Raw genomic sequence first — 13,212 nt, 5'->3', positions numbered from 1 at the left:
CACGCATCCGCGCTGTCGCTGGTTGCTGAAAAACATGTAGGACATTCGCCACAGCGGCTGCCCGGCTTGGCCTACGCCAGGGGTAATCGGTAGAGATCAGGCGTTGATCGCCACGATTACGACGTCAATTTGCTGGCCTACCCGCTCATGCGCAGCGTCAGCGCTGTAAGTCAGCTGACCCGCTGATCCGCAATCGGTGGCACTTTCTGTCCCTGTTTTCCATTACAGACGCTCCTCCCAGGCCGCGCTTGAATACCGCCACAACCCGCTCCTTACCCGGAGGACTCCCCTGCGCCACCACCGGCCGTAACGCTTTGGATCAAGGATGATGACCCTATGAAGCTTACCGACAGCCTCGTACACCTCCCCGACCCCCAACTGTATCTGCAACTGGGTGAACTGATCGCCAGTACCGGCGCCGAAGGCTTTGCCGAACAGATGTTGCACCTGGTCGATGCCCAAGTGCCGATCCACAGGCTCGAGCTCAGCGAATGGACCCTCGACCCACGCGGGGCCAGCATCAGCCGCATCAGGGTACTCGGCAGCGCCGGCCCAGCACCCGAACTGCCCGCCATCGACCCTCTGCACCACCCACTGCTGCAGAGCATCATGCAGATGGACGACCCGCTGTTGATCGAGTTCAAGGCCCCCCCGGTCACTGCCCACCAGCGCCACAGTGCCCACCAGTGCAACCTGGTGTCTTGCAGCGGTGCCCGGCGCTGGGTCATTTGCTTTCATCGCCTGCCCAGCCAGCGTGGCTTTTCATTGGGCGAGTTGTCGCAGTTGAAAAGCCTGTCCGACACCTTGCTGCCCCTGGCGGAACACCACGGCCAGTTGTTCCACCAAAGGGCCGCGCGACATATCGGGTCGCCGCTGTGCGATCTGCAGGCAGGCACGCTACGGCAGTCCTTTGGCAAACGACTGATCCAGGCAGACGTGCGGCTTTCGACGCGTGAGCAGGAAGTCTGCCTGGGCCTGTTGACCGGCGGAACGGTGCCAGAAATGGCGCAACGGCTGAACGTGAAGAACAGCTCGATCGAAACCTACCTCAAGCGCGCCACCGCCAAGCTGGGGGTCAGTGGCCGCCATGGCTTGACCAAATGGATGGCCGGCGCCTGACCCTGCGAGACCCTCTGATGCCCCGATTCAACCTTCTCCTGTGCGCTGCGCTGTTGTGCGGCTGCTCGTTGGCCCCTGACTACCAGCGCCCAGGCCTACCCGTCGCCCTCCACTACCCGCAAGGGCCGGCCTACCCCGGCGATGTGCACAAGCACCCGGCCGTCGAGGACTGGCGCCAGGTGTTCCACGACCCAGCGCTGCGCCAACTGATCGACAGCGCCCTGGCCAATAACCGCGACCTGCGCAGCGCGGCGCTCAATGTCCAAGCCTACCGCGCCCAATACCGCATTCAGCGCGCCGAGCTGCTGCCAAAGGTCTCGGCCAATGGCCAGGGCCAACGCCAGTACCTGCCGCGGCGCATGACCGGTGCCGACCAGGGCATGATCCGTTCCACCTCGGCGGCGACGCTGGGCGTGAGTGCTTACGAACTGGACCTGTTCGGTCGCTTGCGCAGCCTCAGTGACCAGGCGCTGTTGACCTACCTGGCCAGCGACCAGGCCCGCCGCAGCACCCAATTGAGCCTGATAGCCAGTGTCGCCAGCGTGTACCTGACCTGGCGTGCCGACCAGGAACTGCTGCTACTGGCCAACCAAACCCTGGCTGCAGACGAGCGCAGCCTGCGCCTGACCGCCAACCAGCGCCGCGCCGGCACGGTGTCGGCCCTGGACCAGATCCAGGCGCGGACCAGCGTCGACAGTACCCGCGCGGCCGTCGCCCGCTACAAACGCCAAGTCGCCCAAGACCTCAACCAACTGACGCTACTGGTGGGCGCCCCTGTGGCCGACGACCTCGGCGCCTTGCCGCTGGCCGACGAACAAATCGCCGGCTTGCAGGCCGGACTGCCGTCAGACCTGCTGCAACGGCGCCCGGACATCCTCCAGGCCGAGTATCAGCTGCGCGCCGCCAACGCCGATATTGGCGCCGCCCGTGCGGCATTCTTCCCGAGCATCAGCCTGACCGCCAATGCCGGCAGTACCAGCCCAGCGCTCAGCGGGCTGTTCGACGCAGGATCAGGGACCTGGTTGTTCCAGCCACAGATCAACCTGCCGATCTTCACCGCCGGCAGCCTGCGCGCCAGCCTGGGCTATGCCAAGTTGCAGAAGGACATTCAGGTGGCGCAGTACGAAAAAGCAATTCAGGGCGCTTTCCAGGAAGTGGCAGACGGCTTGGCGGCGCGAGCGACTTATCAGCGGCAGTTGCAGGCACAGCGCGACTTGGTGACCTCTAGCCAGCGTTACTACAACCTTGCTGAACACCGTTACCGGATCGGCGTGGACAGCAGCCTGACCTTTCTCGATGCGCAACGCTCGTTGTTCAGTGCCCAGCAGGGGTTGATCAATGACCGCCTGGCGCAGTTGGTGGCAGAGGTGAATCTGTATGCGGCGTTGGGAGGTGGGTGGCGAGAGAACTTGGACTTGCGGGGGGCTTCGGCTGTGACGGCGAACTAAGCGGCGCTGGCGGTGCGTACGTGGGTCTTAGACTAAATAGGCCGCGTTTTGTTGTTCCAAGGACAATGCGACTCAAGAAATCGGGAGCACATCCAGAGTGGATAGAGTGGATGCAGAGCGGCTCAGGGTAACGCAGTAGCGACAGTGCGCATGCAAACAGCCCAGCGCGAGGCTGGGCTATGGCGTTTCAGCCTGCACGGTCTACAGGCAGAGGCCGCAAGGATCTTCACCAGGAACGAAAACAAAGGGCGCTACCACTTCAATCTCGCCGTTTTCCAACACCCATGAAGGAGGGGCAGGCATAGGCGATGCATCTGTGACAATCTGCTGCGCGACCGCGAGAAAAAAAGGTGAACCTGAGTGCTCAGTTATTCTTTGTCGCAACAGATTGCCCTTGGCATCGAGGACAAAAGCAACCTTGACGATTCCGTGTAAATTTCGAACACGCGCCTCTTCCGGGAACGTCTTGAATAGAGCAATTTGGTGTAGTACCTGGCTTACCCACAGGTTTTGCTCGGCCTGCTCCTGTGGGCTCGGCCCGCTTTGGCACCCTGCGAGTACGGCCACCATCAAGGCTAGAGCTGGTATCAAGTTTCGCATGCGTTCTCATTTTCCCTAAAAGTCACAGAGTAACTCTGCTCAAAGTGTTGCGAGCGTCCGGTGAACCCACCTCGTGTAAGGCAGGCCGGCCCCAGTGTAACGTGATAGCAATCGCAGGATCCCACTTGACCGAGCCTGCGCAGACACATCATTACATCCTCCAGCGCGCTCTGCTGCGGACTGACCCATGCGGGCAAACGAGTGACCACGTCGCTGCTACGCCACAGTTGGGATGACGCGCGCGCGGAGGCAGTCAGGAGGCGACCGAAAGCGGGGGCTATATTCGGATTCAGCTCGGTTTCGGTACCGCCACCCTGGAAGCGCTGAATCCTGGCTTGGCGCTCAACTGGCGGCGCAGCAGATCGATTTCCTTGAAGTCCCCGGCACTCTTACCGTCCTTGAGGATCAGCTGCACGAGTCGGGCTTCCAGGGCGCCGCCGATGCGCTCTATGTTGTCTGCCCGGTCCGACTCATCTCGGGCCTTCCAGCTGTGGACGGTCTTCTCCTTCTCGTCCAGGTAATTGGCAATATCAGCGATGCGCCAACCGGTCCAGTACAGGAACTTGGCGTGTCGGCGCTAGTCGGTGGGCGGTTGGGCTGTAGTGTTCATGGCGCCGATGCTGACGCTCACGCGCGCGTTGCCCCACTGGCGCACCCTGTAGCCCGCCCTCCTACAAAGCCGCCGCGTTGCCGTACAGCAGCGCTTTGCGGACCATGCCCTCATCGCTAGGCACAACGCCACTGCACTGAGGACAGCCCGAATGGCCGCAAGCACCGCACCCGCCAAGAAACTTCGTTCCGACTGGTTCCGCATCCCAATCAGTGCTGCTCCGTTTTTCGGCGGTGTCATTGGCCTGCTGGGCGTCGAGTTCACCCGCGCCACCGCGAAGAAGTTCTTCACACGCAAAGAGGGAACCGCATGACCACACTTCGACACGGCCATCGCTCACAGGCTGTTCGTGAGCTGCAGCGCCTGCTCAACGCCAACGGCGCTAAATTGGACGCCGACGGTGCCTTTGGCGATGCAACCGAGGCGGCAGTCCGGACCTACCAGGGGAAGGTCGGGCTCGTCTCCGACGGCAAAGCCGGCCCGAAGACCATGGCCAGTCTGCAAGGCCTGGACATACGCAAGCTCCTCAAACATTCGGATCTGCTGCAGGCCTCCGCTCGCCTCGGCGTGCCGGTCGCGGCTGTGTACGCCTTGAACGAAGTTGAATCGAAGGGCCGCGGCTTCCTGGACAATGGAAAGCCGGTGATCCTCTTTGAGCGCCACGTCATGTACAAGCGTCTGCAACTGGCTGGTTCGCCGGGCGATGACCAGGAGCAGTTGCTCCACCGCGCCGATCTGCTGGCCAAGCAGGCGCCGAACCTGGTCAATCCAAAAGCCGGCGGCTACATCGGCGGAAGCGCCGAGCATCAGCGCCTTGCTCAGGCCCGGCAGCTGGATGAAGTAGCGGCACTGGAGTCCGCGAGCTGGGGTGGCTTCCAGGTAATGGGCTATCACTGGCAGCGTCTGGGTTACTCCAGCGTGCATGATTTTGTCGACGCAATGATGCGCAGTGAAGCGGACCACCTGGAAGCCTTCGTCCGCTACATCGAAGCCGACGCCAATCTGCTCAAAGCCTTGAAAGCCCAGAAGTGGGCAACGGTAGCAAAGCTCTACAACGGCCCGGACTACCAGCGGAACCTGTACGACGTGAAGCTGGAACGCGCTTTCGAGCGGCACCAGAACCGCGCTTTGGTGGCGGCATGAGCGAGCGAGGGCAGAAACATCGCTTCCCATATCGAGAACTTATCCAGCGCATGACGAGCCTGTCACCAACTGGGGGATGCAGGGCTGTGCTTCTGCCGGCGGGGACTGACATCGAGGAATGCCAGAAGACCGCCGACGCACTAAAACAGGTGATGCCTACCCCGCCATTGGTGATCTGCGGCGATCTGCAGGCTCTCGATGAAGCAGACATGAACGCAGCCGGCTGGTATCGAAAATGATTGGCTTGCGCGAAGGGCTGTTGGCCGGAGCTTTGTTTGCTGCGGTTTCGGCTGGTCTGTGGGGGTGGGGCCAGCAGGTCTTGCTAGGGACTGAGAAGGGAAAATCAAAGGCCCTCCAGGACCAACTCACCACAGCCCAGGGCGAAGCCCGCGACAACCTGGCCGCTGCCAACACATTGAAAACCACCCTGGAGCGTGAACGCGAGAGCCAAGCCAAGCTGCTGCTGATACAGGGCGAGCTCCGCGCAGGGCTGGCGAACCGCGAAAGCCAGATCGAGGACCTCAAAAATGAGAACGAAGAACTTCGCAACTGGGCTGATCAGCCTATTCCTGGTGCTGCTCGCCGGCTGCGGCAGCGTCCTGCGATTACCGGAGCCGCCGCCTACCGTCAGTGGCTGTCCCGTGGTGGTCCCTTGCCAGCTGCCGGCGACGAAGCCAGCCCGGAACGGCCATCTATTGACTGATCAAGAGCGTACCGAGCTGGCCTGGGCCGAATGCGCTGCCCAAGTCGACGCAGTTTTCCAGTACCAGGTGACCCATGAACAAACCCGATAGTCTTCGTGACCTCCTGCTGCAGGCCGTGCCCGGGCTGAGGAAAAACCCTGAGCGTCTATTGATGTTCATTGATCAAGGCAAGGTCCGCTGCACGGCGGCTGCGAGTCTGTCGTTCGAATTCAGCTACACCCTGCCGATGATCTTGACCGACGTCGCCGGGCACCCTGACAGTGTGATGATCCCAATCCTAGACTGGCTGCGGGTCAATCAATCCGAATTGCTCGTAAACATGGACAAGTCTGCCGAGGGTCTCAAGTTTGAGGCCGATATGCTTGACCGCAGTAAGGTGGATCTCAGCCTCACCCTGCCATTAACTGAACGCGTGATCGTGACTCGCAGAGGTGGCGGCGGCTTTGCTGTCGAGCACGCCGCCGAGCCCCAATACGAGGGCCACGCCGAGCAGGGGTCTGTCACTCTATTTGCGGATGACGAACCGATCGCCACCTGGCATCGACGGCGATGATCTTCAAGCACTACGCGAAGTGGATCAGCGAGGACGGCCCGGATGTAGTGGGGTTGTTGAATCAGACGCTCAGGTTGACCTGAGCGCACAAAAAAGGGGCCGCAAGGGCCCCTTTCTTCTGCCTGTCATTCCCAAAGTGTTCCCAAAACGCTCCCATTTTCGGGTTCAGCGGTGGCGAACATCAATGAAATCAAGCACTTGTGTGGCGGAAGCGTAGAGATTCGAACTCTAGGATAGTTGCCCATCGACGGTTTTCAAGACCGTTGCCTTAAACCACTCGGCCACGCTTCCGGATACAGCGGGCGCCATAATACCGTAATGAAACACGCTGTCAAACTCTCTGTGTCGCGGCCTGCGGTGGCTCTGGTATGCTCTCAGCATCCATAGGTTTCTACCCACAGGAGTGTCGCCATGCGCGAACAGGATTATGCCCTACAACACGGCCAGCAGGCCGAGCAGCTGGAGGTCAGCAAGGTCCTGCGTAACACCTACAGCTTGCTGGCGCTTACCCTCGCATTCAGCGGTCTAATGGCGTTCGTTGCGCAGCAGATGCGTGTCGGCTACCCGAACATCTTCGTGGTGCTGATCGGCTTCTACGGCCTGTTCTTCCTCACTGCCAAACTGCGTGACTCGGTCTGGGGCCTGGTCTCGACCTTCGCTTTGACCGGCTTCATGGGCTTCATCCTTGGCCCGATCCTCAACCGCTACCTCGGCATGGCCGGTGGTGCGGAAGTGGTCAGTTCGGCGTTTGCCATGACTGCACTGGTGTTTGGTGGTCTGTCGGCCTACGTGCTGATCAGCCGTAAAGACATGAGCTTCCTCAGCGGCTTCATCACTGCTGGCTTCTTCGTCCTGCTGGGTGCGGTGGTTGCGAGCTTCTTCTTCCAGATCAGCGGCCTGCAGCTGGCGATCAGCGCTGGTTTCGTGCTGTTCTCGTCGGTCTGCATTCTGTTCCAGACCAGCGCGATCATTCACGGCGGCGAGCGCAACTACATCATGGCGACCATCAGCCTGTATGTATCGATCTACAACCTGTTCATCAGCCTGTTGCAGCTGTTCGGCATCATGGGTCGTGATGACTGATCGTTGATTGACCGGTAACGCAAAAAAGCCCGCTTCGGCGGGCTTTTTTGTGGGCGACGTTTGGCGGTGGCCGACATTACCAGCCGTATCCAGCCAGACGCTGGGCTGAACCGCTGCATTTAGGCTACCCGAATCAGCCAGCGGCCCTTAGAATGCGCTCCTTTTTTCTTCCGGGGCAGCTACCCATGAGTTCGATCGAACAAGGGCCCGGCGCGGCAGCGCCTGACAATGAACTGGTCCTTGGCCTGGAGGACAAGCCGCGGCCGCTGATTGCCATGCTCGCTGCCCTGCAGCATCTGCTGGCGATCATCGTGCCGATCGTTACCCCGGGCCTGCTGATCTGTCAGGCGCTGGGCGTTTCAGCGCGGGATACCAACCTTATCGTATCCATGTCGCTGGTGATTTCGGGGATTGCCACCTTTGTTCAGTGTCGGCGCTTCGGGCCGTTTGGTGCGGGGCTGTTGATCGTACAGGGCACCAGCTTCAACTTTGTCGGGCCGTTGATTGCCGGTGGGGCATTGATGGTCAAGCAAGGCACGCCGGTTGAGGGTGTGATGGCGGCGATCTTTGGTGTGGTGATTGCCGGCTCCTTCGTCGAGATGGGCGTGTCGCGCATTCTGCCTTTTATCAAACGCCTGATCAGCCCGCTGGTGACCGGCATCGTGGTGCTGATGATCGGTCTGACCTTGATCAAGGTCGGCTTGATCAGCATGGGCGGTGGCTTCACGGCGATGGCCAATGGCACTTTTGCCAACGGCGAAAATCTGCTGCTGTCGGGCGTGGTGCTGGCGATCATCGTGCTGCTCAACCGCATCCCGGTGGTATGGATGCGCAGCTGCGCCATCGTCATCGCGCTGGCGGCGGGCTATGCCCTGGCCGGTTACATGGGCCGGCTGGACTTTACCGGTATGCACGAGGCGGCGCTGTTCCAAGTGCCGACGCCGTTGCACTTTGGCCTGAGTTTCTCGTGGGCGTTGTTCATTCCGATGCTGGTGATCTATCTGGTGACGTCGCTGGAAGCCATAGGTGACGTAACGGCGACCAGCAAGGTTTCGCGTGAGCCGGTCGAAGGCCCGGTGTGGATGCAGCGGATCAAGGGTGGCGTGCTGGTCAACGGCGCCAACTCGCTGCTGGCTGGGGTGTTCAATACCTTCCCGAGTTCGATCTTTGCGCAGAACAATGGCGTGATTCAGCTGACCGGGATTGCCAGCCGCCACATTGGTATCTGGATCGCTGCCATGCTGGTATTGCTGGGTTTGTTCCCGAGCGTTGCCGGGGTGATTCAGGCAGTGCCGGAGCCGGTGCTCGGTGGCGCAGCGATGGTGATGTTTGGCGCCGTTGCTGCTTCGGGGATCAATATCCTCGCCAGCACGCGGCTGGACCGGCGTGCCCTGCTGATCATCGCGGTATCGCTGGCCTTGGGCCTGGGCGTGGCGCAGGTGCCGGAGTTTCTTGCGCACATGCCGTCGGCGCTGCGTAACGTGCTGGAATCGGGCGTGGCCACCGGTGGCATCTGCGCGCTGGTACTGAACTGGTTCTTGCCCGAGAGCAAGGCGCAACAGTGAGCATTGCCCCACCGGTAGCGGTGGCGGGGTTGTTTTGCTTTATCATGGTCGGATCACGTTGCAAGAGCCTCCCATGAAATTCGCCATCGCGGTTTTTTCCCCGGCCCATGCGCCCTCCTCGCGTCGCGCCCTGCGCTTCGCCGAGGCGACGCTGGCCGGCGGGCATCAGATTGCCCGCCTGTTCTTCTATCAGGACGGGGTGCACAGCGCCTCGGCCAACGTCGTCACGCCGCAGGATGAACTGGACGTGGCTGCGCAGTGGCGTGCGTTCATCGAAGGCAACCAGCTCGACGCGGTGGTGTGCATCGCTGCCGCCCTGCGCCGCGGCGTGCTGGATGCGACCGAAGCCAACCGCTACCAGCGCCCTGCCGTGAACCTGCCGGCACCCTGGGAGCTGTCGGGGCTGGGCCAGTTGCACGAGGCGGCGCAGGTTGCCGACCGTCTGGTCTGTTTTGGAGGCGATTGAAGTGGCCAAATCCTTGTTGATCATCAGCCGCCAGGCACCGTGGAGCGGCCCGTCCGCACGCGAAGCGCTGGACATCGCCCTGGCTGGCGGCGCCTTTGATCTGCCGCTGGGCATGCTGTTCATGGATGACGGCGTATTCCAGCTTGCCGCTGCCCAGCAACCGGCCTCGCTGCAGCTCAAAGACCTCGCCGCCAACCTGCAGGCGCTGCCGATGTTTGGCGTAGAAGAGCTGTTCGTGTGTGCCCACAGTGTGGCTGAACGCGGCCTGGACCCGGCCAGCCTGAGCTTGCCGGTCGAGCTGCTGGATGATGCAGCGCTGGCGGCATTGATTGGCCGTTTTGACCAGGTGGTAACGCTCTGATGACGACCCTGCATGTACTCAGCCATTCGCCCTTTGGCGACAATCGCCTGGCCAGCTGCCTGCGTTTGCTCGGCGCCAACGACGCCATCCTGCTCTGCGGCGATGCGGTTTACGCACTGCGCGCAGGCACCGCGCCGCAGCAACTGTTGCAAACGGCACGGTTGCAGCACCGCCTGTTCGCCCTCGCTGAGGATGTCCAGGCGCGTGCCATCGACAGCACCTTGGCCGAAGCGGTGGACTACCCCGCCTTCGTCGAGCTGTCGTTGCGCTTCGACAAAGTGAACAGCTGGCTATGAACGCATTGACTGTCGGCGAGCATCACATCGCCCTGGACAAGGACGGCTTTCTGCTCGACCTGCAAGACTGGTCCCCCGCCGTCGCCGAGGCTCTGGCCGAGCGCGAAGGTATCGCGCTGAGCCCCGAGCACTGGGAAGTGCTCGAGGTGCTGCGTGGGTTCTACCAGGAATACCAGCTGTCACCGGCCACGCGCCCGCTGATCAAGTACACCGCGCTCAAGCTGGGCGTGGAAAAAGGCAACAGCCCGCACCTCAATCGCCTGTTCAATGGCACTCCCGCCAAACTTGCCGCCAAGCTGGCGGGCCTGCCCAAGCCGACCAATTGCATATGACCGAGCAACTCCCCGAACCGCGCCCGCTGACCCTGCACACCCCTGCCGAGCACCCGTTCGCCGAATTCGTGCGCATCCTCGGCAAAGGCAAGCGCGGCGCCCGCGGCCTGAGCCGTGAAGAAGCCCGTGCGGCGATGACCTTGCTGCTTGAAGGCAAGGTCGAGGACACTCAACTGGGTGCCTTTCTCATGCTGCTGCGGCACAAGGAAGAAAGCGCTGAAGAACTCGCTGGCTTCACCGAGGCCCTGCGCGCGCACCTGCAAGCCCCGCAGATCACGGTCGACCTGGACTGGCCGAGCTATGCCGGCAAGAAGCGTCACCTACCGTGGTACCTGCTGGCCGCCAAGTGCCTGGCAGGCAATGGCGTGCGCATCATGCTCCACGGTGGCGGCGCGCATACCGCCGGACGCATGTATACCGAACAGGTGCTGGACCTGCTGGAGATTCCGCTGTGCCGCGACTGGGCATCACTTGCGCGCGCCTTGGACGAGCAACAGTTGGCGTTCTTCCCACTGCAGGACTGGGCGCCGCAGTTGCAGCGCATGATCGACTTGCGCAACACCCTTGGCCTGCGTTCGCCGATCCACTCACTGGCACGGGTGCTTAACCCACTGGCGGCGCGCTGCGGCCTGCAGAGTATCTTCCACCCGGGTTATCAGGCCGTGCACCGTGAAGCCAGCCGCCTGCTTGGCGATCACGTGATTGTGGTCAAGGGCGATGGTGGTGAGATCGAGATCAACCCGGACGTGGCCAGCCACCTGTACGGCACCAGCGGCGGCGAGAACTGGGACGAAGAATGGCCCGCCATGAGCGCCCAGCGCCATGTCAAACCGGCCTCCCTGCAACCCGAGCATCTGCTGGCGGTCTGGCGCGGCGAGGCGCAGGACAGCTATGGCGAAATGGCCGTGGTCGCCACCATGGCGCTGGCCCTGCGTGGTCTGGGTAAGGATCGCGATCAGGCCTTTGCCGACGCGCAGCGGTTGTGGGCGGATCGCAACAAGATCGACTAATTCGATAGATACCACGCAGTCTTTGCGCTATTTATTCGAACGCTAGTCCCTAGACTGGGCTCCAAAGACAAATCACTTTTGTACAAGGAGCTCGGCATGGGCCTTTTGATTGACGGTCGCTGGCATGACCAGTGGTACCAGACCAGCAAGGACGGCGCGTTTCAGCGCGAGAACGCACAACGGCGCAATCAGCTGCCCAAGGCCGAAGCCGGTCGCTATCACCTGTATGTGTCGCTGGCCTGCCCGTGGGCGCATCGCACGCTGATCGTCCGCGCGCTCAAAGGCCTTGAGCCGTTGATCGATGTCTCGGTGGTGAGCTGGCTGATGGGCGAGCATGGCTGGACCTTCGATCAGCAGCAAGGCTCCAGCGGTGATCACCTCGATGGCCTGCAGTACATGCACCAGCGCTACACCCGCGACGACCCCAACTATACCGGTCGCGTCACGGTGCCGGTGCTGTGGGACAAGCAGGAACAACGCATCGTCAACAACGAGTCAGCCGAGATCATCCGTATCTTCAACAGCGCCTTCAATGCGCTGACCGGCAACCACCTCGACCTCTATCCCGAAGCGCTGCGCCCTACCATCGATGCGCTCAACGAGCGGATCTACCCGGCCATCAACAATGGTGTCTACCGGGCGGGCTTCGCAACTTCGCAGGAAGCCTACGAAACCGCGTTCGATGAGGTGTTCAACGAACTGGAGCATCTCGAGCAGCTACTGAGTGGCCAACGCTACCTGGCGGGCGAGTACCTGACCGAAGCCGACGTGCGCCTGTTCACCACGCTGGTGCGCTTCGATGCGGTGTATCACGGCCACTTCAAGTGCAACCTGCGCCGCCTCAGCGATTACTCGAACCTGTCCAACTGGCTGCGCGAGCTGTATCAGTGGCCGGGCGTGGCCGAAACGGTGAACATGGAGCATATCCAGAAGCACTATTACCTCAGCCACAAGACAATCAACCCCAACGGCATCGTGCCCAAGGGCCCGCTGCAGGACTTCAACGCGGCGCATGATCGTCAGCGCTTGCCGGGTAAAGGTATCTGGCAAGGCGCTTGAGCCGAGCCTGCCACCGCGGTCTACGCGGTGGCATCTCAAGCGCAGTCAGTCGCGCATGAAGCCGCCGTCCACGTCCATGATCTCGCCGGTAACAAAGCCCGCCTCGACCGACGCCAGAAAGCACACCGCGGCAGCAATATCCCGCGGCGTACCCGCCCGGCCCAAGGGCATCTGCGCCAGCACCTGAGCGCGTGCCTGCGGTGCCAGCGCAGTAGTCATTTCAGTGTCGGTGAGCGCCGGTGAGACTGCATTGACTGTGATATCGAAAGGCCCGGCCTCGCGCGCCAGACCTTTGGTCAGTGCGATCACCGCGCCCTTGGCGGCGGCATAGCAGCTATTGCCCAGCAACCCTCCCCCACGCTTGCCAGCCACCGAAGCGATATTGATGATGCGCCCGGAGCGGCGGTCCATCATGCCCGGCAGCACCGCCTTGGCGCAGAAGAACACACTGTTGAGGTCGATCGCCATGACCCGGTTCCACTCTGCCGTGGTCAGCTCCAGCAGCGGTACGGTGGAGACGATGCCGGCATTGTTGACCAGGATATCGACCGGCCCAAGCAGCCGCTCGACCTCATCGACCATCGCCAGCACCTGCTCCTCCTGAGCCACGTCCACGGCCACGCCGATGGCCTGAATGCCCTGCGCACGCAGCGCTTCGGCAGCTCGTTCGGCTGCAATCGGATCAAGGTCGGCCAGGGCCACCTGGGCCCCGCAATGACCAAGCGCGACGGCAATCGCATGGCCGATACCGCGGGCGGCACCGGTCACCAAAGCGGTGCGGCCAGCGAGGCTGAAGTTCATCGGGGCGTAGGCGGCAGCTGTACTCATTATTGTTATGTCCTTGATGAAGGGCGAAGTCAGGC

At 61.9% G+C, this 13,212-nt stretch carries 16 protein-coding genes, 1 tRNA gene and 2 pseudogenes; 15 read left to right on the top strand and 4 right to left on the bottom strand.

What is annotated here, in order from left to right; all coding sequences use genetic code 11:
* The first annotated feature begins 336 nt into the window (after positions 1-336).
* Both M2396_RS02560 and M2396_RS02555 read left to right on the top strand, forming a co-directional pair.
* Positions 337-1,119, top strand: a complete 783-nt coding sequence (locus tag M2396_RS02560) for a helix-turn-helix transcriptional regulator (protein ID WP_150569940.1) — start codon at positions 337-339, stop codon at positions 1,117-1,119.
* Between the two features lie 17 nt (positions 1,120-1,136).
* Entirely contained in the window at positions 1,137-2,567 is a 1,431-nt protein-coding gene (locus M2396_RS02555) for an efflux transporter outer membrane subunit (protein WP_259072880.1), read from the top strand.
* 201 nt (positions 2,568-2,768) lie between these two features.
* On the opposite strand, the gene M2396_RS02550 is transcribed toward M2396_RS02555, so the two are convergent.
* Positions 2,769-3,167: a TonB family protein gene (locus tag M2396_RS02550; RefSeq protein WP_259072878.1), complete on the bottom strand. Its 399-nt coding sequence runs from the start codon at positions 3,165-3,167 to the stop codon at positions 2,769-2,771.
* 275 nt (positions 3,168-3,442) lie between these two features.
* Positions 3,443-3,726 (bottom strand): annotated as a pseudogene (locus M2396_RS02545) (terminase gpP N-terminus-related DNA-binding protein); the annotation flags it as partial.
* A 202-nt stretch (positions 3,727-3,928) separates the two neighbouring features.
* On the opposite strand from M2396_RS02545, the gene M2396_RS02540 reads away from it, so the two are divergent.
* From M2396_RS02540 to M2396_RS02520, 5 genes and pseudogenes are all read left to right on the top strand, one after another.
* Positions 3,929-4,090 carry a phage holin family protein gene (locus tag M2396_RS02540; protein ID WP_258197411.1) on the top strand — a complete coding sequence of 54 codons (162 nt, stop codon included), beginning with the start codon at positions 3,929-3,931 and terminating at the stop codon, positions 4,088-4,090.
* A complete protein-coding gene (locus M2396_RS02535) occupies positions 4,087-4,920 on the top strand; it encodes an N-acetylmuramidase domain-containing protein (protein ID WP_259072877.1) in 834 nt (277 codons plus the stop codon). Before M2396_RS02540 ends, M2396_RS02535 begins: the two co-directional genes overlap by 4 nt.
* A 235-nt stretch (positions 4,921-5,155) precedes the next feature.
* Positions 5,156-5,527, top strand: a pseudogene (locus tag M2396_RS02530) (LysB family phage lysis regulatory protein); the annotation flags it as partial.
* A complete protein-coding gene (gene lysC, locus M2396_RS02525; protein ID WP_259072875.1) occupies positions 5,448-5,714 on the top strand; it encodes an Rz1-like lysis system protein LysC in 267 nt (88 codons plus the stop codon). The pseudogene M2396_RS02530 and the gene lysC, both read left to right, overlap by 80 nt.
* On the top strand, positions 5,698-6,177 hold the full coding sequence (locus M2396_RS02520; protein ID WP_259072874.1) for a phage tail protein: 480 nt from the start codon (positions 5,698-5,700) through the stop codon (positions 6,175-6,177). The genes lysC and M2396_RS02520 overlap by 17 nt, the downstream gene beginning before the upstream one ends.
* A gap of 203 nt (positions 6,178-6,380) precedes the next feature.
* Here the strand turns inward: M2396_RS02520 and M2396_RS02515 are convergent.
* Positions 6,381-6,468 (bottom strand) — tRNA-Ser (locus M2396_RS02515).
* A gap of 120 nt (positions 6,469-6,588) precedes the next feature.
* Between M2396_RS02515 and M2396_RS02510 the strand changes: the two genes are divergently transcribed.
* The 8 genes from M2396_RS02510 (at position 6,589) to M2396_RS02475 (ending at position 12,349) form a co-directional block, all read left to right on the top strand.
* Positions 6,589-7,260 carry a Bax inhibitor-1/YccA family protein gene (locus tag M2396_RS02510; RefSeq protein WP_101320786.1) on the top strand — a complete coding sequence of 224 codons (672 nt, stop codon included), beginning with the start codon at positions 6,589-6,591 and terminating at the stop codon, positions 7,258-7,260.
* 185 nt (positions 7,261-7,445) lie between these two features.
* Entirely contained in the window at positions 7,446-8,825 is a 1,380-nt protein-coding gene (locus M2396_RS02505) for a nucleobase:cation symporter-2 family protein (protein WP_101320788.1), read from the top strand.
* 73 nt (positions 8,826-8,898) lie between these two features.
* On the top strand, positions 8,899-9,291 hold the full coding sequence (gene tusD, locus M2396_RS02500) for a sulfurtransferase complex subunit TusD (RefSeq protein WP_150569909.1): 393 nt from the start codon (positions 8,899-8,901) through the stop codon (positions 9,289-9,291).
* 1 nt (position 9,292) lies between these two features.
* Complete coding sequence (tusC, locus tag M2396_RS02495) at positions 9,293-9,652, top strand: sulfurtransferase complex subunit TusC (protein ID WP_181087509.1); 360 nt, start codon at positions 9,293-9,295, stop codon at positions 9,650-9,652.
* Positions 9,652-9,948 (top strand): sulfurtransferase complex subunit TusB, encoded by a 297-nt coding sequence (gene tusB / locus M2396_RS02490; protein WP_188036297.1) that lies wholly within the window; start codon positions 9,652-9,654, stop codon positions 9,946-9,948. The genes tusC and tusB overlap by 1 nt, the downstream gene beginning before the upstream one ends.
* Positions 9,945-10,280: a TusE/DsrC/DsvC family sulfur relay protein gene (locus tag M2396_RS02485; protein ID WP_101320796.1), complete on the top strand. Its 336-nt coding sequence runs from the start codon at positions 9,945-9,947 to the stop codon at positions 10,278-10,280. Before tusB ends, M2396_RS02485 begins: the two co-directional genes overlap by 4 nt.
* Positions 10,277-11,290: a glycosyl transferase family protein gene (locus M2396_RS02480; RefSeq protein WP_259072870.1), complete on the top strand. Its 1,014-nt coding sequence runs from the start codon at positions 10,277-10,279 to the stop codon at positions 11,288-11,290. Before M2396_RS02485 ends, M2396_RS02480 begins: the two co-directional genes overlap by 4 nt.
* A gap of 96 nt (positions 11,291-11,386) precedes the next feature.
* Entirely contained in the window at positions 11,387-12,349 is a 963-nt protein-coding gene (locus tag M2396_RS02475) for a glutathione S-transferase family protein (RefSeq protein ID WP_181108613.1), read from the top strand.
* 45 nt (positions 12,350-12,394) lie between these two features.
* Here the strand turns inward: M2396_RS02475 and M2396_RS02470 are convergent, their stop codons facing one another.
* On the bottom strand, positions 12,395-13,177 hold the full coding sequence (locus tag M2396_RS02470) for an SDR family NAD(P)-dependent oxidoreductase (RefSeq protein WP_259072869.1): 783 nt from the start codon (positions 13,175-13,177) through the stop codon (positions 12,395-12,397).
* Positions 13,178-13,212: the final 35 nt, after the last annotated feature.

This window comes from Pseudomonas sp. BIGb0278 (assembly GCF_024809895.1).
GTDB lineage: Bacteria > Pseudomonadota > Gammaproteobacteria > Pseudomonadales > Pseudomonadaceae > Aquipseudomonas > Aquipseudomonas shirazensis.
Note: the sequence above shows the minus strand (reverse complement) of the source record. Positions and strands in the feature narration are given on the sequence as shown.

Bases quoted from the DNA above. Each gene is read 5' to 3' on its own strand.
- M2396_RS02560 (WP_150569940.1), top strand. From the start codon at position 337: ATGAAGCTTACCGACAGCCTCGTACACCTCCCCGACCCCCAACTGTAT.
- M2396_RS02555 (WP_259072880.1), top strand. From the start codon at position 1,137: ATGCCCCGATTCAACCTTCTCCTGTGCGCTGCGCTGTTGTGCGGCTGC.
- M2396_RS02550 (WP_259072878.1), bottom strand. From the start codon at position 3,167: ATGCGAAACTTGATACCAGCTCTAGCCTTGATGGTGGCCGTACTCGCA.
- M2396_RS02540 (WP_258197411.1), top strand. From the start codon at position 3,929: ATGGCCGCAAGCACCGCACCCGCCAAGAAACTTCGTTCCGACTGGTTC.
- M2396_RS02535 (WP_259072877.1), top strand. From the start codon at position 4,087: ATGACCACACTTCGACACGGCCATCGCTCACAGGCTGTTCGTGAGCTG.
- lysC (WP_259072875.1), top strand. From the start codon at position 5,448: ATGAGAACGAAGAACTTCGCAACTGGGCTGATCAGCCTATTCCTGGTG.
- M2396_RS02520 (WP_259072874.1), top strand. From the start codon at position 5,698: ATGAACAAACCCGATAGTCTTCGTGACCTCCTGCTGCAGGCCGTGCCC.
- M2396_RS02510 (WP_101320786.1), top strand. From the start codon at position 6,589: ATGCGCGAACAGGATTATGCCCTACAACACGGCCAGCAGGCCGAGCAG.
- M2396_RS02505 (WP_101320788.1), top strand. From the start codon at position 7,446: ATGAGTTCGATCGAACAAGGGCCCGGCGCGGCAGCGCCTGACAATGAA.
- tusD (WP_150569909.1), top strand. From the start codon at position 8,899: ATGAAATTCGCCATCGCGGTTTTTTCCCCGGCCCATGCGCCCTCCTCG.
- tusB (WP_188036297.1), top strand. From the start codon at position 9,652: ATGACGACCCTGCATGTACTCAGCCATTCGCCCTTTGGCGACAATCGC.
- M2396_RS02485 (WP_101320796.1), top strand. From the start codon at position 9,945: ATGAACGCATTGACTGTCGGCGAGCATCACATCGCCCTGGACAAGGAC.
- M2396_RS02480 (WP_259072870.1), top strand. From the start codon at position 10,277: ATGACCGAGCAACTCCCCGAACCGCGCCCGCTGACCCTGCACACCCCT.
- M2396_RS02475 (WP_181108613.1), top strand. From the start codon at position 11,387: ATGGGCCTTTTGATTGACGGTCGCTGGCATGACCAGTGGTACCAGACC.
- M2396_RS02470 (WP_259072869.1), bottom strand. From the start codon at position 13,177: ATGAGTACAGCTGCCGCCTACGCCCCGATGAACTTCAGCCTCGCTGGC.